The organism is Streptomyces sp. CA-210063, from assembly GCF_024612015.1.
Lineage (GTDB): Bacteria > Actinomycetota > Actinomycetes > Streptomycetales > Streptomycetaceae > Streptomyces.
In genome coordinates this window covers 1,994,378-2,013,223 of sequence record NZ_CP102512.1, presented here as the reverse complement: position 1 = coordinate 2,013,223, position 18,846 = coordinate 1,994,378, and the positions used below count along the sequence as shown (strand labels likewise).

Genomic DNA, 18,846 nt, shown 5'->3' with positions numbered 1-18,846 from the left:
GGGTGTACCAAGGCCGTCACCCGGGACCGGGGGCGCGCCGGACGTTTCGTGCATCCACCGGACGAAAGGCGGCGACGTGCAGCTCCACACCCGTGAATGGGGCGCAGGTGACCGGACGGCCCTGCTCGTCCACGGCATCATGTCCGACTCCCGTACCTGGCGACGGGTCGCCCCGGCGCTCGCGGAGCGCGGTTACCGGGTGATCGCCGTGGACCTGCGGGGGCACGGACTCTCGCCCCGCGGCGAGTACAGCCCGCAGCACTTCGCCGACGACCTCGTCGACACCCTGCCCCAGCGGGCCGACCTGGCCATCGGCCACTCCCTGGGCGGCCTCAGCCTCTCCCTGGCCGTGGAGCGGCTGCGCCCCCGTCGGGCGGTGTACTCGGACCCGGCCTGGTCGTCGGCCGACCCCGACCGGCACGTCGGTCCCGAGGTCTTCGCCTCCTTCAAGCACGCCACCCGCGCGCAGATGATCGCGCTCAACCCGCGCTGGGACGCCGAGGACGTCGACATCGAGGTGGACACGCTGGCCGCCTGGGACGCCGGTTCCGCGCGTTTCCTCGGTGGCCGCCCGCTCACGGGGTTCGTCCCCGACCGGCCTGCCGTGCCCTCCCTCGTCCAGCTCGCCGACCCAAGCTTCCTGGTCGGGGCCGAGGACGCGGAGCGGCTGCGGGCGAGCGGCTTCGAGGTCCGTACGGTCGCCGGTGCGGGACACACCATCCACCGCGACGACTTCGAGGGGTTCATGAAGTCCCTCGACGGCTGGATCTGACTCCTCGCCGCCACCTGAACCACCGGTCAGCTCTGGTGCCGGACACTCACCTTCACGGTCATCGTGCCCCTGTTGTCCTCGGAACAGGCCCCTGCGGCGTCGTTCATGCCGAGTTGCAGGGTGCCGTTCCCGGTGGCCTTGAAGGTGAGCTTCCGGCCGACGGAGTGGACGGGGAACTTCTTGTCGCCCGTGAGGACCGCCAGCAGGGTGCCGAACGGTGCCCCGGGCTTGACCTTGCAGTCCTTCGCGCCGTCCAGCAACGTGTCGGTGGCCGCGTCGTAGCCGGCCGGCCCGGTCATGGGCATGTTCCGGTGGTCGGCCGTCCATTCTCCCGAGACGAAGCGCACGGTGACCCGGTCTCCCCGCTGGACGGACACCCCGGTCACCGGCTGCCAGCCGGTCGCCGACTGGACGACCTGACTGACGGTCGTCGTTGTCGTTGTCGGGCCTTCCTTGAACGGCAGCACCCCGGTGAGGAACAACCCCCCTCCGACACCCGCCGCCAGCACCGCCGTACCGGCCAGGGCCCACCACAGCCGCTTGGGCCCCGCCGAGCGCGACGACCGGTGAGGTGCGGGCGACGTGGTGTGCCCCGCCGTCGGTACGGTCTCCCCGGCCGGGACGAGCCGCCCGTGACCGCTGGTCACGGTGGCCGCGTCGGCCGAGGCGGGCGTGGGCCGGGTCACGCGCACGGTCGCCGAGGGCAGCGGCCCGGCGTCCGACTCACCCGCCACGACACGCCGCAGCGCGGAACGCGCACCCGCCGCCGAAGGACGCTCGTCCGGGGACTTGCGCAGCAGCGCCTCGACGACCGGCCGCAGCGGGCCGAGCCGCTCCGGCAGGACGGGTTCCTCGTACGCCACCGCGTGCAGCGTCGCGGGCGCACCCGGCCTGCGGAAGGGGGACCGGCCGCCGCAGATCGTGACGAGGGTGGCCCCCAGCGACCACAGGTCGGAGGCCGGGCCCGCCTCCGAGCCCGTCACCCGCTCCGGCGCCATGTACTCGAGGGAGCCGACCAGTTGACCGGTACTCGTCAGGAACTCCCCGTCGTCCAGGGCCGCGATGCCGAAGTCGGTGAGGACGGCGTTGCCGTCACGGCGCAGCAGAACGTTGGCGGGCTTGACGTCGCGGTGCAGGGTGCCGGCCGCGTGCACGGCCTCCAGCGCGTCGAGCATCTGCAGACCGAGGGCGGCCGTGTGACGCGGGGTGAGTGGTCCGGTCTCGGCGATACGGTGGGCCAGCGAGGGGCCCTCGACGAGTTCCATGACGATCCACAGCCGGTCCTCCGACTCGACCAGGTCATGGACGCCGACCACATGCGGGTGCGGCACCCGGGCGACCGCGCGGGCCTCACGGATCGCCCGGCGCATCCGTATGCGGTGCTCCTCGTCGCCCTGGGTGAGGACGTGCAGTTCCTTGGCGGCGACCGGGCGGTCCAGCAGTTGGTCGTGGGCGCGCCAGACCGTGCCCATGCCGCCTCGGCCGAGAACGTCGTGGAGCAGATACCGACCGGCGACCAGTCGTTCCGAGCCGCGCTGCGCACGTGTCGCCGTCTGGTCGTCGCCGTCTTCGGATATCACGTGCTCTCTCACGTTTCCTTCCCGGGGGACTGGGTGCCCGCCGGTCGCCGTTCGTTCCGTCGTCGTTCGTTCGGTCGTGGTTCGTTCGGTCGTCGTTCGTTCGAACGGGGCTGAGCATAGCGGAGCGCCTGGTGGCTATACGCCGTTCAACTACCGTGTGGCTAAGGGGCTTTGGCTTGAGGCGGCAGGACCGGGAAGCCGTGCCCGGACGCGGTCCGAGGTGCGCGGCGGCCCGTCCCGGTGGAACCTGATGATCATGACGCTCAAGGGTGCGGGGGGCGGTGAAGGCCACGACGTGGAGCAGGCTCTGGACGAGCTCTTCACCACGCCGCCGCCTGTCTTCGTCTCCCGTCGCCAGGAGCTGGCCGCCCGGGCCAAGGCGGCCGGACGGGTGGCTGACGCCCGTCGGATCCGGGCCGCTCACCGCCCCTCGCTCGCGGCCTGGGCGGCCAACCTGCTGCTGCGCTCCCAACCGGAGGAGAGTCGCCGCTTCCTGGAGCTGGGGCGCGCGCTGCGCGAGGCCTATCAGAGCCTGGACGCCGACGGGATCAAGGAGCTGTCCGAGCAGCGCCGGAGTGTCGTCTTCGCGCTGTCCCGGCAGGCCGGCGAACTCGCTCGTGAGGCCGGGCACCCGCTGTCGGACACGGTGCGACGCGACGTCGAGTCCACCCTGCGCGCGGTGCTCGCCGACCAGGACGCGGCCGGCCTGTGGGCCACCGGCCGCCTGGAGAGCGCCCTCGTCCCACCGACGGACTTCCCCGCCCGCGCCGCGGCCGGCCCACTCCGGAAGCCGGCCGCGCCGCCCTCCTCGCGGACCCGGGCGAAGGACGAGGTCGCCGAGAAGCGCCGCCAGAAGCAGGAGGAGCAGCTCGGTCGGGCCCGCGAGGCGGCCAAGACCGCCGAGCAGCGGTTGCGGCAGGCGCGCGAGGAACTCCGGCGAGCCGAGCGGGAGCAGCAGGAAGCCGAGGAACGGCGTAGATCGGCCGCCGAGGCCGTGGCCGGGGCGGAACAGGCGGCGCGTGACGCCGCACAGGAAGTGGAACGCCTGTCCGGCCCCGTCAGGTAGGCGAAGGACCGGGACCGCGTGGGGCCGACGGTGCGGCGGCCGGGATCGACTTCTCCGTCTGCGTCCTGGGCGCCACGGAGCGCATGAGGATGGCGGGACCCGACGGCAGGATCCATCACGAACGGTCTTCGCCGAGGCCCTCGCCAGGGGCGCCACGGAGCTGAACGCGGTCAAGGACGAGTTCTACGGCGACAGGGTCGGCCGTTTCGAGGACCCCTTCGGCCATCGCTGGCACGTCGCCACGCATGTGGAGGACGTCCCGCCGGAGGAGTTGGAGCGGCGGGCGAGGGAGGCCATGTCCGGCGGCGGCTGAGCCGTCCGCCGGCGCACTCATGGACCGACGCGGGCGGGGTCTCGGCTGCGACTGCGCGTGGGAGCAGCGGGTTCGTGGGAGCAGCGGGTTTTGGCTCAGCTTCCGTGGTCGGTCCGCGCCGACAGCCCCCGGTGCAGGCACTCCGTGAGGCGGGCCGCGATACTCCCGTCGGGGTCGAGGCGGGGGTTGAAGATCGTGACGTCGAAGCCGACGGCTCGTCCGTCGGCCAGTGCGGTCCGCAGCACACTCTCCAGCTCCGACCAGGTCAGCCCGCCGGGGAGGCGGTAGTCGACGGCGGGCATGATCGCGTCATCCAGGACGTCGACGTCGAGGTGGACCCAGTACCCGGCGATCCGGCCGCGGGTGAGGTGGCCGACCGCCTGGCGCGCTGCCGTCGCGGCGCCGGCCGCCCGTACGGCGTCGAGGCCGATCGCGTACAACCGTGGCGGCAGCGGCTGCATGCCTGCCTCCGCGGACTCGGCGACGTCACGGAAGCCGAAGGCGACGGCGTCCTCGTCGCGGAGCAGGGGACCGAGGCCTTCGAGGTCGGTGAGCAGGCGAGGGCCACGGCCCGTGGCCAGGGCGAGTTCCATCGAGGCCGCCTCGCCCGCCGGTTCCGCCGAAGGCTGGTAGAAGTCGGTGTGGCCGTCGAGGAACAGCAGACCGTGGCGTCCCCGGCGGCGCAGGGCGAGGAGATTGCCGAGCAGGATGCTGCAGTCGCCGCCGAGGACCACCGGAAACCGGCCGGCGTCCAGGGCGGCGCCCACCGCGTCGGCGAGCCGGAGCGAGTAGCGCGCGATACCGACAGGGTTGAGGACACCCGTGCCGGTGTCCCGCCTCGGGTCGTACGCCGGTGCTTCGACGCGGTAGGCCAGTACCGCCCCGGGGTGATCCGGCAGCCCGGCATCGATCAGAGCCTCGGGCAGATCCTGGACGCCGGACGGGCGCAGCCCCAGCGTGGACGGCGCCTCGATGATCGCGAGTCCCTGCACGAGCCGGTCCCTTCGCCTGCTGGGCGGCGTCGGTCCCGCTGGGCCCGTCCGGCGCCGGCCGTCCGAGTGTCGCCGCCCTCCCTCCATGGTGCTGCAGAACGGACACCGAGCGGAACCCGGTTTCTAGGTAGACTGACCTACCTACTCCCGGGAAGGCCACGCAATGACCGACACCCCCACTCCGGCAGTGCGCCCCGGCAAGCGGCAGGGAAGCGCGCGCGCCCGGCTGCTCGCCGCCGCCGCGCGCCGCTTCTACGCGGACGGGGTGTCAGCGACAGGCATCGACACGATCACCGCCGAGGCGGGCGTGGCGAAGATGAGCCTGTACAACAACTTCTCCTCCAAGGGCGACCTGGTGATGGCGTACCTCGATGCGCGACATGAGGAGTGGCTGGGCCTGTACCGGCGACGGCTGGAGGAAATCCCGGACGTCCAGGGCGTCCAGGGCGACGAGGGCGTCCGGGACGGTCGCGGCGGCGTACTGGCCGTCTTCGACGCGTACGCCGATCACGCCGCCTTCACCTACGAGCACGGCTTTCGCGGATGCGGACTGCTGAACGCGGCCGCCGAACTGCCCGCCGGGCACGAGGGGCGGGACGTGGTGCGCCGGCACAAGGAGGAAGTCGAGTCCCTGCTCGCCGGGCACCTGGAGGAACTGCTGCCCGACCGGCCGGAGGAGGCCCGCGCGGTGGCGGAGCATCTGTCGTTCCTGCTCGAGGGCGCGGTGGCACGGGCCGGACTGGAGGGAGCGGCCACGCGTCTGGAGCACGCACGGACCATGGCGGCGAACCTGCTGGACCGACTGTGACGCGGCCCGCCGGACATACGGCCGGCGCGATGGGCACGGGCACGGGCACGCGATCGACGGGCACGGCCTCGGGATCGACGGGCACGCGCACGCGATCGACGGGCACGGCCTCGGGATCGACGGGCACGCGCACGCGATCGACGGGCACGGCCTCGGGATCGACAGGCGCGGGATCGACGGGCATGGGCTCGCTGTGCGTGCTCCTGGCGTCGGTGCTGTGGGGCACCACGGGCACCGCCGCGACCTTCGCCCCAGCCGTGGGCCCTCTCGCGATCGGGGCCGCGGCCATGGGCCTGGGCGGACTGCTCCAAGCCCTCATGGCGGCCCCCCGGATCGCCCGGGAAGCGACCGCGCTGCGCGCGCAGCGCGGTGTCGTCGTGCTCGGGGCGCTGTCGGTGGGGGCCTACCCGCTGGCGTTCTACAGCTCCATGCACCTGGCCGGGGTCGCCGCCGGAACCGTGGTGTCGATCGGCTCGGCCCCGCTCGCCTCGGCCGTGATCGAGCGCGTGGTGGACAAACGCCGCCTCACGCGCCGCTGGATGATCGGCGCCTCCCTCGGCCTGTCCGGAACCGTGCTGCTGTGCGTGGCCGAAGCGGCCCGGGCGCACGACGGCCCCGGGGCCCGCTCCGCGCAGAGCATCGTGCTCGGCGTGGGGCTGGGCCTGGTGGCGGGCTTCACCTACGCCCTGTACTCCTGGGCGGCCCACCGCCTGATCAGCCATGGCGTCACCTCGGGCGCGGCCATGGGCACCGTCTTCGGGCTGGGCGGGCTGCTGCTCCTGCCCGTGCTGCTGACCACCGGCGCCCCGCTTCTCGACTCCTGGTCCAACGCGGCCGTCGGCGCCTACATGGCCCTCGTACCCATGTTCCTCGGCTACGTCCTGTTCGGCTGGGGCCTGGCGCACGTCCCGGCGAGCACCGCGACCACGCTCTCGCTCCTGGAACCCGCCGTCGCGGCCGTACTCGCCGTACTCGTCGTCGGTGAACGCCTGCCCCCGCTCGGCTGGTCCGGCATCGCCCTGGTCGTCGGCTGCCTCGCCGTGCTCACCACGCCGACCCGCACCACGGCCCCGACACGGCCGGTGTCCGGGCTCCCTGACGTCACGTCCGTCGAGGGGGAGGGCGTCGACGAGAACGACCGACAGCGACGACGGTGACGGCGGTCCGGACGATCCCGGTCGGGGCCTGTCCCCGGAACAGGGTGGTGGGTCAGGGGTCCGCGCGGCGAACCGTGTTCGCGGGCCTCGGCTGCGTGCCGGTACTTCGGTGAGGGCTGCTCCCATGACCCAATGGCTGAACGCGAAGTTCATCAGCCTGGGCATCGCCTTCGCCGTGGCGTGCCTGGAGATCCGTCAGGGCCAGGACGACGACGCCGATGATCAGCCCCAGCACGTCGACGGCCAGCCCCGCTTGCGCCCCCGGCGTCCTCTTGTTCGCACCGTCAGCGCATCCGGCTCCGCCGGTCATCGGGCCGCTGTCCCCCGCAGCATTTCGCGATGGGCTCGGGCGCTGGTCATCAGCGCGTCGAGTGCGTCCCGGGTCCGTACGAGGTCAGCGACGTGCTGGGTCAGACGGTCGTGCTCCTGCGCCATTCGCTCCAGCGCGGCGTCGGAGTCGTTCTCACCGGGGGCATCGACGCACGCCACAGTTCCGCGATCGTGCGGCTGGACAGCCCAGCGGCGAACAATCGCTGGACGCACTGAGCTGACGGCGTCGGCGCCGTCCGCGCCCCGGCCGAGCGGCTCGGGGGTGCCGCCGGCAGGGCACGCTGATGTCTTTTAGACCTCTCTGTCCGGGTACCCGACGTCACGCGGAACGACAGTGAGGAGGACATCATGAGCACGGTGAAGGAAGCAGTGGAGGTCGAGGTGCCCGTGCGCACCGCCTACAACCAGTGGACGCAGTTCGAGGAGTTCCCGAACTTCATGGAGGGCGTCGAGGAGGTACGGCAGCTCGACGATCGGCACAACCACTGGACCACCAAGATCGGCGGGGTGCGGCGCGAGTTCGACACCGAGATCGTCGACCAGATGCCGGACGACCGGATCACCTGGCGGGTCGTCGAAGGCGAGCCCCGGCAGCGGGGATCGGTCAGGTTCGAGCGGCTGGACGAGACCCACACCCGGGTGGAGCTCACGATGGACGTCGAGCCCTCCGGTATGGCCGAGAAGGGCGCGGACATGCTCGGCGTGATCGACCGCCGGGTCAAGGGTGATCTGCACCGCTTCAAGGACTACGTCGAAGGCCGTGGAGGAGAGACGGGCGCCTGGCGGGGACGTGTACGGCCCGAGGATTCCGGTCCGGCCCTCTGACAGGCAGAGGACAGGCAGAGGGCAGGCAGAGACACGAAGGGGGCGGGCGGGTCCGTCGCCGAGGGGCGTCCGGGCCGAGCCGTCCCTCGTCCATAGACGTGGAGCCATGGAACGACGTGGAGCCGCCATGGAACCGCACGATGCCGCCGCAGGCCCTGACACCGCCCCCGTGGCGCTGATCACCGGATCCGACTCCGGGATCGGCCGGGCGAGCGCGGTCCGACTGGCCGAGTCCGGCATGGACATCGGCGTCACCTGGCATCGCGATCAGGAAGGCGCCCGGCGGACGGCGGACGAGGTACGCCGGACCGGGCGCCGCGCCGAGATCGAGCAGCTGGACCTCACCCGGCTTCCGCAGGCCGCGGACGTCATCGACCGGCTGGCCGAGCGGCTCGGCAGGATCGACGTGCTGGTCAACAATGCGGGGACCGGCACCATGACGCCCTTCCTCGACCTGGATCTCAGCACCGTCCGCGAGGTCGTGGATGTGGATCTGGTGGGGCCGTTCCTGTGTGCTCAGCGCGCCGCCCGTCACATGATCGCCCAGGGTGACGGCGGTCGGATCATCAACGTGACCAGCGTCCATGAGCATCAGCCGCGGGTGGGCGCGGCGCCGTACTGCGCGGCCAAGGGCGGCCTCGGACTGCTCTCCCAGGTCATGGCGCTGGAACTGGCCGAGCACGGGATCACTGTCAACGCCGTCGCTCCCGGAGAGATCGCCACCCCGATGACCGGCCAGGAGGACACCGACGTCACCTCCGAACGGCGGCCCGGTGTGCCACTGGGCCGCCCGGGCGATGCCCGCGAGGTCGCGGCCGTGATCGCCTTCCTCGCCGGGGAGGGCGCGTCGTATGTCACGGGCGCCTCCTGGGTGGTGGACGGAGGGATGCTGCGGATGGGCCCGCAGGCCGGCAGCCATCTCCCCGACGACGGCTGGCGGCGCCCTTGAGTGTGTGGCGCGGGAAGAAGCGTCACACCATCAGGGCCACCGCCATGCCGATGAGCCCGATCGCTATCAACGCCACCACGACCATGATCAGGGCGAGGGGCATCGGCCCCCACCCCTTGCGCAGTTCGGGCGGCTCGGGGTGCGAGATGCCGTACGTTCCGCCCTCGGCGGGTGGTGTCTCACCGGGTGGCACCCCGCCGCCCGGTTCGACTCCCGGGGTTCGCCGCGGGTCGGGATCAGGAGTCGTCATGGCGCACGCTCCCTTCGTGGCTCAGTGTTCGTGACTGATTCCAGGACGCGTCACTTGTTGGGCCTCGCGGATCACTGGGGCCTCGCGGATCACTTGTGCCTTGCGGATCACTTGTGCCTTGCGGATCACTTGTTGGGCCTCGCGGCGCTGATGTCGCCGAGAGCCGACTCGGGGTCGCGCTCGATGGCCAGGTCGCCGATGGAGACGATGCCCACCGGGTGCTGCCCTTCGTCGACGACCGGCACACGGCGGACCGAATGCTCACGCATCAGTTCCACCGCCCGGCGCACGTCGTCGTCGGGCCCCACCGTGACGAGGTCCTCGCTGCACGCGTCGGCCACGGTCGTGTTGTTGGGGTCGCCGCCCTTGGCCACCGCGCGCACCACCAGATCGCGGTCACTGACCAGCCCCCGCAAGCGCTCGCCCTCGGTGACCAGAACGGCACCGATGTTCTCGTCCCGCATCATCCGGGCCACGACCGCCACCGAGGTCTGCGGCTCGACGGCCACCGGGGCACTCGTCATCACGTCGCTCACATGCTGAGTCATGGGAACCATCCCTCCGCGGAGTGGACGGTGCTTTCACCGCCGCTCAGCCTCCCGAGTACCCATAAGCGACAAAACAGCACTCCTCGCCGAAGGAGCCGCGGCGCGGCCCGCACCAGGGCCACCCCGGCCAGGGGGTGTTTTGAAAGCCCCGCACAGCACCCACGGCGCCCGGCACGCACCCTCGCCGCACCGGCCGAAAGCCCAAGCACGTCCGGTCCATCGACGAGGACTTCCGGCCGGCACGCCGAGAGCACGCACCGGACGCCGCTCCTTGACGGGCAAACCTTGGCTGACGCGGCACTAGCCCGAGCGCGCCCCCGACGGCCACGTCGGCCGGGTAGTGCGCCCCGCTGTGCAACCGCTGCGCTCCCACCAGCACCCCGGCGGCCCCGCATACGGCACCGACGGCCGGCCACACCAGCGCGACCGCCCCGGAGAAGGCGACGGCGGCGGCCGTGTGCCCGGAGGGGAAGGAGGAACTGGCCGGGCGGTCGCGGAGGTTCTCCGGCGGCACCCACTCCCGCGGCGGGCGGCGCCGCTCGCACACCGGCTTGGCGACCCCGTTGGACAACACCTCGGCCGCCGCCATCGCGGCCACTCCGGCGGCAGCGGCCCTCCGGCCGCGCCATCCGCCGGCGACGGCCAGCGTCGCGGCTGCCGCCCACCACAGCCTGGTGTGCTCGGCCGCCCCCTCCAGCGCGGCCCCGACCCGCCGCAACCAGGGCGGGCCCCACGCGATCAGCCGCCTGGCCAGACGACGGTCCCTCTCGCGCAGAGCACTCACCACGCGCACGTACGCCACCCCCTCAAGGTCCGAGGCGGCGACGGTCCTCTTCGTCCCACTTCCGGGTGTCACGCGGTTCGACGTACGGCTCCTCGTCCGGCGGATGGCCACCCGCGATGGCACGCTGCCGTGCCAGCTCCGCGTCGAACTCCAGGCCCAGCAGGATCGCCAGGTTCGTGATCCACAGCCACACCAGGAAAATGACCACGCCGGCGAGCGTGCCGTAGGTCTTGTTGTACGAGCCGAAGTTCGCCACGTAGAACGCGAAGCCGGCCGAAGCGACCATCCAGATCAGGAGGGCGAGGAGACTGCCCGGTGTGATCCAGCGGAAGCCGCGGACCCTCGCGTTGGGTGTGGCCCAGTACAGAAGCGCGATCATGATGGTGACCAGGGCCACCAGCACCGGCCACTTCGCGATCGACCACACGGTGAGCGCCGTGTCGCCGACGCCGAGTGCGGTGCCCACCTCCTGGGCGAGGCCACCGGTGAACACCACGATCAGCGCGCTGATCACGGCCATGACCATCAGGACGACCGTCACGCCGACCCGGACCGGCAGCACCTTCCACACCGGGCGCCCCTCGGGGACGTCGTACACCGCGTTCGCGCTCCTGATGAACGCGGCGACATAGCCGGAGGCCGACCACACCGCGAGCGCCAGACCCACGATCGCCATGACCGAACCGAGCCCGGCGTTGCCCTGCATCTGCTGGACCGCGTTGGTGAGGACGTCTCGCGCCGCCCCGGGGGTGAGCGTCCGGATGTTGTCCAGCACCTGCTGCGTCGCCGACCGGCCGACGATCCCCAGCAGGGACACGAGCGCCAGCAGAGCCGGGAACAGCGCCAGGATCGAGTAGTACGTCAGGGCGGCGGCCCGGTCGGTCAGCTCGTCCTTCTTGAACTCCTTCAGGGTGCCTTTCAGCACCGACAGCCAGGAGCGCCTCGGCAGGTCCGTCGGACTGTCCGGCGCCCGCCCCTCCACCTGCTCGTCCGGCCCCTCGGCGGTCGGCGCCCGCCCGTTCCCGCCCTCGCGATCGGCCGCTACGTGGTTGCCGTGCCGCTTGTGCGGCTTCAATGTCCGTACCATTCCCCGCGAGTATCCGGCCCGGCGCCACTCATGCCGGATTGGCGACATAGCGGACTTTTCGGTCGTAAGGCGAGGTGGTTCCGGCCGTGGGCCGGGAGCCAGATGACGACACCGACTGACCATCACCGGCGCAGGTCACTTCGTCTCGAGTCGCGTCCCACGGGTCTCCGGCAGAAGGGCGAGAAAGATGATCGCGGCCGCCAGTTCCAGTGCGAGGATGTAGTAGCCGAGAGCGAGTGGCCGGCCGTGGCCGATGGTCCAGGTGGCGATGATGGGCGCGCTGCCGCCGAAGACCGTGACGGCGACGTTGTAGGCCAGGCCGACCCCGGAGGTCCGTACCCCCGTGGGGAACAGCTCGCAGAACACCGCCGCGACATTGCCGTAGGTGAGGGCGAGCAGCAGATTGCCGGCCACCGCCACCAGCAGGTAGGTGAGCGGCGTCGGATGCTGCAACAGGCGCAGCATCGGGTAGGCGAGGACCGCGAAGCCCAGGGCTTCGGCGATGATCAGCGGACGTCGGCCGGTCTTCCGGTCCGAGACCATGCCGACCAGGGGCAGCACGAGCACGAAGGCCGCGAGAGCGACGCAGTTCAGGGCCAGACCGGTCTTCAGCGGGAACCCTCCGACCAGGTGTGCGTACGTGGGCAGGAAGACCTGCCAGGTGAAGTACGTGACCTGGCTGAACTGAATCACCATCACCAGAAGAAGGCTTCGCGGGTACCGTTTCACGGCCGTCCGCAGCGGCTTGCTCTCGACCTGCCCTGTGGACTGCAGTGCGGTGAAGAGCGGACTCTCCGGAACCGCGCGCCGCAGGCGGAAGCCGTAGAGACAGAGCGCCGCCCCGATCAGGAACGGGATGCGCCATGCCCAGTCGGCCACCACCTCCTTCGGGAAGACGGTGGTGAGCGTGGTCGCCACCAGCGTGGCGGACAGGATTCCGAGACCGGCGGTCATGTACTGGACGGCGCCGGTCGTCGCCCGGCGGTCGGCCGGCGCGTGCTCGACGATGAAGGTGGAGGCCGCCTGGAATTCGCCGGAGTTGGAGACGTTCTGCACGGCCCGCCCGACGACGAGACAGATGGGCGCGAGCACACCGATACTGCGGTAGGTGGGCGACAGGCCGATGATCAGCAGCCCCGAACCCATGAGGAACAGGCTGAGCGAGAGCAGTTTGCGACGGCCCCGCCGGTCCCCGTAGGGCGACAGGAGCATCGCGGCCGCGGGACGCACGACGAAGGCGACGCCCACCACGAGACCGTAGGTGTAGAGCAGCGCGAACGCCTTGTTCTCCACGGGGAAGAACTGCTGGGCGAAGACGGGTGCGAGCAGGGAGTAGATCGTCGCGTCGTAGTACTCGATGAGGTTGCCGATCGCCCCTGCCCTGATCGCCTTGCGGGACGGGTCGGCGAAGGCGGTCCGGCCTTTCACGGGTACGTGGGTGGGGGGCAAGGCGACTCCAGGGGTGCGGGAGGCCGCTCGGCGCGACGCGCGTGCGGTGGCCTCGGACGGACCGCCACGACGCCTACGGGATCACCTTCGCGGGGCAGAGCGCGGTGCTGTGCTCCGAGGCGTCCTGCGGGAGGGTACGGGCGGTGTCTGCCGGCATCGTGTGTCCGGTCAGCAGCCTGAATTGCTCGCGTACCTCTATGAACAGCACCGACCGGCCGTCGATGGCGGGCAGCCCATGGGCGCGGGCCGCGGTCATCAGCGCGGTCGGCTCTTCCCCGTAGACGAGTTCCAGCACGACGGCTCCGGGATCGGCGGTCGTGAGCTGGAACGGAGGGCGGTCGGTCAGCGGGGTGGCGTGCACCAGCAGCGAGTGCCCTCGGGCGGAGAACGCCGGGAGGGGCACGAACGGCAGGCCGACCAGCGAGGCGGCCCGCAGACCGCGGTCCCGGCTCCGGTTCACCATGGTCACCCGGGCACCGGCCTGACGCAGCGCCAGGGCGACGGCCCGTCCGGCGCCCCCGCATCCCACGACGGCCGTACTGCGTCCGGCCGGATCGATGCCGGCTGCGGCCAGCGAGTCGAGCACGCCTGCCGGGTCGGTGGTGTCGGCGTGCCGGCGACCGTTCTCCAGCGACAGTACGTTCGCCGCGGCGGCGCCCCGCGCGGCCCGGGAGGCCGTGTCGGCCAGGGCCAGAGCGTCCTCCTTGTGCGGCGCCGTCACCGTGAGGCCGCGCAGCGGGAGCCCCGCGTGTGTCCCCAGGGAAGCCGTCGTGTGCAGGAGGTGGGACAGTGAGCGGCTCGGAAACGGGAGGTAGAGCGCCCGCAGGCCCAGCGCGCGCAGGGCTGTGTTGTGCAGGCGGGGAGAGAGCGAGCGGCCGGGAGACACACCGGCGATGCCGTAGAGATGATCGAGTCGAGGCAGGGCGGGCAGCCCGTAGTCCACGACGAGCTGACGCAGGCTCGGCATCCCGTCCGGCCCTTCGGCGCCGGCGTGACCGAAGACCACGGGTGCACCGAGCCAGGGAGCCAGGATCCGGGTCCAGATCCCGGCCGGGCCGGAGGCGAAAGCCGTGACGTCGGGCCGGTCCAGGGCGCTGAGGAACATCGGCGCCGATGTGCTGCCTTCGGTGGTCGGACCTACCGACAGCAGGTACAGCGCCGCGGGGACGGCCGCCATCGCGTCGAAGATCCGGAACAACCCGTCGCGTCCGGTTTTCCCGCCGTGCCAGGAGATCCGTCGCCGGTGGGGTGGGACGCGGGCCAGCACGTCGGGCGTCAGGTCGTGGGGCCATTCGAGATCGACCATGTCGTACCGGTCGGCGGCGTGCGCCAGCCTGGTCTGCCGCTCGCCGGACCGTCCCTGGTGACGACCGCCGTGCCGCTGGCTGCGCAGGCAGTACGTCAGCGAGCCGGTGAAGTTCCGCCGCAGCCACCTCGGTTCTGGGTCACCCACCAGGTCGGCACGGACCTCCAGCCCGTCGGCGAGGGGGTCGACACCGCTCAGCGGGTCGTGGTCGAGGTCGTCGGGAGAGGTCAGGACGGCCACCAGCTGTGCCCGTCGCCCCCCCTGTCTCATGCGTGCCACTGGATGTACTCCTCCGGGCGGACCCTCGTGAACTGGCCAGCGGCCGGCAGACGAACGTCTGCCAGTAGACCGCACGGGACGACATGATCAAGGAGGCGCGCACGCGGTGGAGAGCCACGTGGGCAGACATCCCTCGAAAGCATTGATCAACTGTGCGGCTCGGTTGACGTTCAGCGTCGTGGCGCCGGTAACTGCTGTGGCTGCCTCGCCGTTTCACCCCGATGTTCCCGACTTCGGCGCCCGTCGTCGCTCGGCGAGTGCACGCACCAGCAGGCCGAGCAGCACGGCGGTGCAACCGATCGCGCAGACAGTGAAGACAGCCACGTAACCGTCATCCGTCGGGTAGCCGTCGGGGGCGGTGTGGGCGGCGAGGATCACTCCGGTCGCGGCGCTGCCGATCGCGCTGCCGACGACACGGAGCACATGGTTGAAGCTGGTCGTGGATCCGAGGTCGCCGCCCGGGACCGCGGTGTGGATCAGGGCGGCCACGACGGCCCAGACGATGCTGCTGCCCAGGCCGAAGGTCAGTATGGCGAGGAGCAGGTGCCACAACTCGTCGTGGTGAGCGGCCAGGGCGACATGGGTACCGGTGAGCAGGACTCCGCCGAGCGAGAGCAGCGCGTACGGCCCCGTGCGGACGGCCGGACGACGTGCCAGCCGGCCCGCGAGCTGGCTCCCGGCCGAGAACGGGAGCATCACACACCCGGCCGCGAAGACCGAGAGCCCAAGCCCGTACCCCGTGCCGACGGGCACTTGCACGAGAGTGGCGAGAGCGGAGACACCGATGAACGTCGCGGCGCCTAGTACGACCGTGGCGAAATTGGCCAGCAGCACATCGGGATGGACGAGCAACTCGGGCCGGACCAACGGCTGGGCGACGCGCCGCTCCCACCATGCCCATGCGGTGAGCAGCAGCCCGGCGTCCACCAGCACGCTCAGCACGATGGCGGAGGTCCAGCCCCAACGCGACCCCTGGCTCAGTAAGAGGAGCAGGCTCGCCAGACCTGCCACCAGAAGAACGGTGCCCGCCAGATCGGCGCGCGCGGAGGAGGACAGCGCGCCGGGGCCGGCGCCCGGCCCGGCCGCCGGGCGCTCGTCCTTGGGCAGAATCAGCAGGGCCCCCACGACGGCCGGTGCGGCGAAGCCGGCCGCACACCAGAACCCCCAGCGGTGGTCGAGGTATTCGGCGATCAGGCCGGTCAGCGGGAAACTGAGCCCGGCCCCGGTGGCGGCGGTGACCGTGAGGGCGGTGATGCCGTCCGGCACCTTCGCCGGGGCGAGGTGACGGTGCGCCAGGGCGATCGTCATCGGCAGCATTCCACAGGCCGGGCCCTGGAGCGCCCGACCGATCAGCAACTGCGGGAAAGTCGCGGCGATCGCGGCCAGCAAGGAACCCGACAGCGTCAGGACGAGCACCCCCACCAGCGCCCACCGACTGCGGTGCCCGTCGGCCAGCCGGCCGAGCACCGGGGTGCTCACCGCTCCCACGAGCAGGGTCACCGTCAGCATCCACTGGGCCGAACTCACCGGCACGTGATGCGCCCGGGCGATGGAGGGGATCAGCAACGCGCCGAGCGAGCTCACCATCGTGGTCGACAGCGCGCAGTAGATGAGCAAGGGCCCCACCGCGTTCGGTCGTCGCCGCACTCGTGGGCCCATCGCCACCGCCTTCTGGAAGCGCTCGCTCGGATCACCCTCGATCTGGCTCTCGCGCAGTGGTGCGAACCCTGCGGTCACTCTCCCGACGGCGTGTCACTGGGCCGAACGGCGGTCTGTGTTCCGGGCGGGGATATCACCACGCGATCAGACCATCGGGAACCACCATTTCAACCCGAGTACCGTTTTACGATTTTCGCGGGATACGGGATCTGTCGTGAATCCGCAAGCTCGCACGGGCAGAGGGCTGGGGCATTCGACCGGCGCACGCGGGGCGCACGCACCATGACGTCAATCGTGCTCCTGTGCGACACCGCGAACAATGTGTCCCACAGCGGCATCCGGAGAGGAATTACCCCTGAAATCCCGGGACTTGAGGCACTTGCGCGGTGCATCGGATCCCTGCACACTGCGAATTGACGAACCCTTCTTCTGGGCCGCTCCGGAGGACCCTGCGTATGGCTTGGCTCGCGCTCGGATACTTTCTCGCCTACATTCCCTACGCCATGCTCGTGAAAGCGATGGCCACCGGGGTTTCCCCGCTGGCCGGGAGCCCGGTCGACGGTCTGGTGCTGCTCCCGGCGGCCGCCCTCGGACAACTCGCCGTCATGCCGTTGTTCCTGGCGGCCAGCGGATGGTGGCGTTACGGCCGGCAGCATGAGATACCCGGAGTGGGGCGTGTCCGCGGGCCGGGAAGAGAAACGCTCCTGGCGGGGTTCTTCACCGCGCTCGTCATCGGCACCACCACGCTGAATTTCACGTTCGCCGGTGTCTCCATCCTCCTTGTGTTGCTTCTGATGCGTGGGGGTGTGCTGATCATTTCCCCGCTGGTCGACTCGGCACGTAAGCGAAAGGTCTCGGGTTCCGCGTGGGCCGCTCTCGCTTTCAGTCTGCTGGCGGTCTCGGTGGCTCTCGGCGATGTGGACAGTTATCACCTCACTCTGGCGACGGTTCTGAGCGTGCTCACCTATCTCGTCGGGTACGTGGGGCGATTCGAGATCATGAGCCGCGTGGCCAAGACCGGAGTGAAGGAAACCGATCGCCGCTATTTCGTGGAGGAGCACGCCGCCGCCCCGCTTTTCCTGGTCGGGATTTCGGCGGCCGCGGCCCTGGCGGGACAGCCGGAGCTGCGCTCCGGGTTCACCACCTTCCTCGGCACCCCCGCCGCCTGGGGGGCCTTCGGGATCGGCGTGGCCTACGAGGTGCTGTTCGTCTTCGGCACGCTGATCTACCTCGACCGCCGCGTGTACACCTGGTGCGTCCCGGCGAACCGGTGCGCCAGCCTGCTGTCCGGCCTGGTCGCCTCGTACGCCCTCGCCGGACTGGCCGGGCTGCCGGTCCCGGGGGACGCACAGCTTCTCGCGCTCGTCTTCATCGGCATCGCCATCGTGTCCTTGTCCTACCCCGCGACGGCCTCCTGGTGGCGGGAACGCGGCATAGGCACGCGGCGGGTGCTGTTCGTCTGCGGCGGCAACACCTCCCGTTCGCCCATGGCCGAGGTCATCGCCAGGAACCACGCGGTGCGGGCGGGACGTTCCGCGAGGCGGGTGCGCTTCGCCAGCGCGGGAGTCACCCCCGCCCGCGGCGGAGCGCCGCTGGCCCCCGCCGCCCGGACCGCGCTCGCCGACCTCGGCATCCGGCGGGTGCCGGGCCCCGTCCATCCTCGCCGCCACCGGGCGAGGCCGGTCACCCCCCAGCTGTGCCGGGACAGCTCCGTCATCTACTGCATGACGCGCGCGCACCGCGACGCCGTGGTCGCCCTGGCGCCCGACGCGGAGCACCGCACCCTCTGTCTGGACCCGCACGGCGACATCCCCAACCCCGAAGGGCAGTCGCCCGAGGTCTACCGCCAATGCGCCCACCGCATCGAGGAATTGGTCCGCACCCGTCTGCACGAGTTCCTCGACGGCGACCCCGGCCTCGACATCCGCCCGGCCGGCGCGGGTTGACATGCCGGATGAGTCGAGATGCCGGAAGAAGTGAGGCGCCCATGACGGCACACACCGAGCCGGCACACACCGAGCCGACGTACGACGGCCTGTCCCTGATCGCGTCCCGTCACTGCAAGCGCGCCTTCCTGGACCGGCCGGTGCCCCGGAGCGTCCTCGCGGAGGTGTTCCTCGCCGCGGGTCAGGCACCCTCCAGCCGCAATCTCCAGCCGTGGCGGGTGACCGTGGTGACCGGCAGCACCCTGGACGCGTTGACCCGTGGCCTCCGCGAAGCCTTCGACCGGGGAGAGCCCGCACGGCCGGACTACGCCAACCGGCCGCCGACGCTCGACGACACCGCGGTGGAACGCGCCCGCGCGGCCCTCTCCGGAGTCCTACGAGCCAAGGGCCGTGCCCCCGACGACACGGCAGCCGCCCGGGACCACCTCCGTGACAATCTGCGCTTCTACGGCGCCCCGGCCGCTGTCGTCTGCCACGTCCCCGGCGACGCGGTGCCCGGCACCTTCCTGGAGACCGGCCTCTTCCTGCAGAACGTCATGCTCGGGCTGGTCGCCCGGGGCCTCGGCAGTTGCCCGCAGTTCAGCGTCGCGGGCTACGCGGACGTGCTGCGCCGGAGGCTGGACATCGAGACCCATCGGATCATCGTCTGCACCCTGGCCGTCGGCTACCCCGACGAGGCGGCACCGGTCAACCGGTTCGTCCCCCCGCGGGCCCGCATCGAGGAGTACGTCCAGTGGGGCTGACTC

The 18,846-nt window shown here is 71.3% G+C and carries 17 protein-coding genes and 1 pseudogene; 8 read left to right on the top strand and 10 right to left on the bottom strand.

Annotation, left to right across the window (positions count from 1 at the left end; translation table 11 throughout):
* Positions 1-76 precede the first annotated feature (76 nt).
* Positions 77-772: an alpha/beta fold hydrolase gene (locus JIX56_RS08750; RefSeq protein WP_257538205.1), complete on the top strand. Its 696-nt coding sequence runs from the start codon at positions 77-79 to the stop codon at positions 770-772.
* A gap of 26 nt (positions 773-798) precedes the next feature.
* Here JIX56_RS08750 and JIX56_RS08745 read toward each other — a convergent pair whose 3' ends face one another.
* Positions 799-2,364 carry a serine/threonine-protein kinase gene (locus tag JIX56_RS08745; RefSeq protein ID WP_257538204.1) on the bottom strand — a complete coding sequence of 522 codons (1,566 nt, stop codon included), beginning with the start codon at positions 2,362-2,364 and terminating at the stop codon, positions 799-801.
* Between the two features lie 244 nt (positions 2,365-2,608).
* Between JIX56_RS08745 and JIX56_RS08740 the strand changes: the two genes are divergently transcribed.
* Complete coding sequence (locus JIX56_RS08740; protein WP_257538203.1) at positions 2,609-3,418, top strand: hypothetical protein; 810 nt, start codon at positions 2,609-2,611, stop codon at positions 3,416-3,418.
* Between the two features lie 408 nt (positions 3,419-3,826).
* Here the strand turns inward: JIX56_RS08740 and JIX56_RS08735 are convergent, their stop codons facing one another.
* Positions 3,827-4,723 carry an arginase family protein gene (locus JIX56_RS08735; RefSeq protein ID WP_257538202.1) on the bottom strand — a complete coding sequence of 299 codons (897 nt, stop codon included), beginning with the start codon at positions 4,721-4,723 and terminating at the stop codon, positions 3,827-3,829.
* Between the two features lie 163 nt (positions 4,724-4,886).
* On the opposite strand from JIX56_RS08735, the gene JIX56_RS08730 reads away from it, so the two are divergent.
* Together JIX56_RS08730 and JIX56_RS08725 are read left to right on the top strand one after the other, a co-directional pair.
* Positions 4,887-5,531, top strand: coding sequence for a TetR/AcrR family transcriptional regulator (locus tag JIX56_RS08730; protein ID WP_257538201.1), 645 nt, complete (start codon positions 4,887-4,889; stop codon positions 5,529-5,531).
* Between the two features lie 182 nt (positions 5,532-5,713).
* On the top strand, positions 5,714-6,688 hold the full coding sequence (locus JIX56_RS08725) for a DMT family transporter (protein ID WP_257538200.1): 975 nt from the start codon (positions 5,714-5,716) through the stop codon (positions 6,686-6,688).
* A 306-nt stretch (positions 6,689-6,994) separates the two neighbouring features.
* Here JIX56_RS08725 and JIX56_RS47955 read toward each other — a convergent pair.
* Positions 6,995-7,368, bottom strand: a pseudogene (locus JIX56_RS47955) (MerR family transcriptional regulator).
* Here JIX56_RS47955 and JIX56_RS08715 point away from each other — a divergent pair.
* Entirely contained in the window at positions 7,367-7,843 is a 477-nt protein-coding gene (locus JIX56_RS08715) for an SRPBCC family protein (protein ID WP_257538199.1), read from the top strand. The pseudogene JIX56_RS47955 and the gene JIX56_RS08715 overlap by 2 nt on opposite strands.
* Before the next feature lie 127 nt (positions 7,844-7,970).
* Positions 7,971-8,792 carry an SDR family oxidoreductase gene (locus tag JIX56_RS08710; RefSeq protein ID WP_257538198.1) on the top strand — a complete coding sequence of 274 codons (822 nt, stop codon included), beginning with the start codon at positions 7,971-7,973 and terminating at the stop codon, positions 8,790-8,792.
* A 22-nt stretch (positions 8,793-8,814) separates the two neighbouring features.
* Here the strand turns inward: JIX56_RS08710 and JIX56_RS08705 are convergent, their stop codons facing one another.
* The 7 genes from JIX56_RS08705 to JIX56_RS08675 all read right to left on the bottom strand — a co-directional run bounded on the left by JIX56_RS08705 (position 8,815) and on the right by JIX56_RS08675 (position 16,232).
* Entirely contained in the window at positions 8,815-9,042 is a 228-nt protein-coding gene (locus JIX56_RS08705) for a DUF6480 family protein (protein WP_257538197.1), read from the bottom strand.
* Between the two features lie 125 nt (positions 9,043-9,167).
* Complete coding sequence (locus JIX56_RS08700; protein WP_257538196.1) at positions 9,168-9,590, bottom strand: CBS domain-containing protein; 423 nt, start codon at positions 9,588-9,590, stop codon at positions 9,168-9,170.
* Between the two features lie 43 nt (positions 9,591-9,633).
* A complete protein-coding gene (locus JIX56_RS08695; protein WP_257538195.1) occupies positions 9,634-10,392 on the bottom strand; it encodes a phosphatase PAP2 family protein in 759 nt (252 codons plus the stop codon).
* A 4-nt stretch (positions 10,393-10,396) separates the two neighbouring features.
* A complete protein-coding gene (locus JIX56_RS08690; protein ID WP_257538194.1) occupies positions 10,397-11,461 on the bottom strand; it encodes a YihY/virulence factor BrkB family protein in 1,065 nt (354 codons plus the stop codon).
* Positions 11,462-11,596: 135 nt separating this feature from the next.
* Positions 11,597-12,889: an MFS transporter gene (locus tag JIX56_RS08685; protein ID WP_257538193.1), complete on the bottom strand. Its 1,293-nt coding sequence runs from the start codon at positions 12,887-12,889 to the stop codon at positions 11,597-11,599.
* Between the two features lie 94 nt (positions 12,890-12,983).
* Positions 12,984-14,486, bottom strand: a complete 1,503-nt coding sequence (locus tag JIX56_RS08680; RefSeq protein WP_257538192.1) for a type I 3-dehydroquinate dehydratase — start codon at positions 14,484-14,486, stop codon at positions 12,984-12,986.
* Between the two features lie 222 nt (positions 14,487-14,708).
* The gene (locus tag JIX56_RS08675; RefSeq protein WP_257538191.1) at positions 14,709-16,232 is read right to left on the bottom strand and encodes an MFS transporter; all 1,524 of its coding nucleotides are present in this window, start codon (positions 16,230-16,232) and stop codon (positions 14,709-14,711) included.
* A gap of 377 nt (positions 16,233-16,609) precedes the next feature.
* On the opposite strand from JIX56_RS08675, the gene JIX56_RS08670 reads away from it, so the two are divergent.
* Complete coding sequence (locus JIX56_RS08670) at positions 16,610-18,100, top strand: arsenate reductase/protein-tyrosine-phosphatase family protein (RefSeq protein ID WP_257538190.1); 1,491 nt, start codon at positions 16,610-16,612, stop codon at positions 18,098-18,100.
* A gap of 41 nt (positions 18,101-18,141) precedes the next feature.
* Complete coding sequence (locus tag JIX56_RS08665) at positions 18,142-18,843, top strand: nitroreductase (protein WP_257538189.1); 702 nt, start codon at positions 18,142-18,144, stop codon at positions 18,841-18,843.
* Positions 18,844-18,846 lie beyond the last annotated feature (3 nt).

Excerpts from the sequence above, each read along its gene's own strand:
- JIX56_RS08740 (WP_257538203.1), top strand. The coding sequence starts at position 2,609 with ATGACGCTCAAGGGTGCGGGGGGCGGTGAAGGCCACGACGTGGAGCAG.
- JIX56_RS08730 (WP_257538201.1), top strand. The coding sequence starts at position 4,887 with ATGACCGACACCCCCACTCCGGCAGTGCGCCCCGGCAAGCGGCAGGGA.
- JIX56_RS08725 (WP_257538200.1), top strand. The coding sequence starts at position 5,714 with ATGGGCTCGCTGTGCGTGCTCCTGGCGTCGGTGCTGTGGGGCACCACG.
- JIX56_RS08715 (WP_257538199.1), top strand. The coding sequence starts at position 7,367 with ATGAGCACGGTGAAGGAAGCAGTGGAGGTCGAGGTGCCCGTGCGCACC.
- JIX56_RS08710 (WP_257538198.1), top strand. The coding sequence starts at position 7,971 with ATGGAACCGCACGATGCCGCCGCAGGCCCTGACACCGCCCCCGTGGCG.
- JIX56_RS08705 (WP_257538197.1), bottom strand. The coding sequence starts at position 9,042 with ATGACGACTCCTGATCCCGACCCGCGGCGAACCCCGGGAGTCGAACCG.
- JIX56_RS08700 (WP_257538196.1), bottom strand. The coding sequence starts at position 9,590 with ATGACTCAGCATGTGAGCGACGTGATGACGAGTGCCCCGGTGGCCGTC.
- JIX56_RS08690 (WP_257538194.1), bottom strand. The coding sequence starts at position 11,461 with ATGGTACGGACATTGAAGCCGCACAAGCGGCACGGCAACCACGTAGCG.
- JIX56_RS08680 (WP_257538192.1), bottom strand. The coding sequence starts at position 14,486 with ATGAGACAGGGGGGGCGACGGGCACAGCTGGTGGCCGTCCTGACCTCT.
- JIX56_RS08670 (WP_257538190.1), top strand. The coding sequence starts at position 16,610 with ATGGCTTGGCTCGCGCTCGGATACTTTCTCGCCTACATTCCCTACGCC.
- JIX56_RS08665 (WP_257538189.1), top strand. The coding sequence starts at position 18,142 with ATGACGGCACACACCGAGCCGGCACACACCGAGCCGACGTACGACGGC.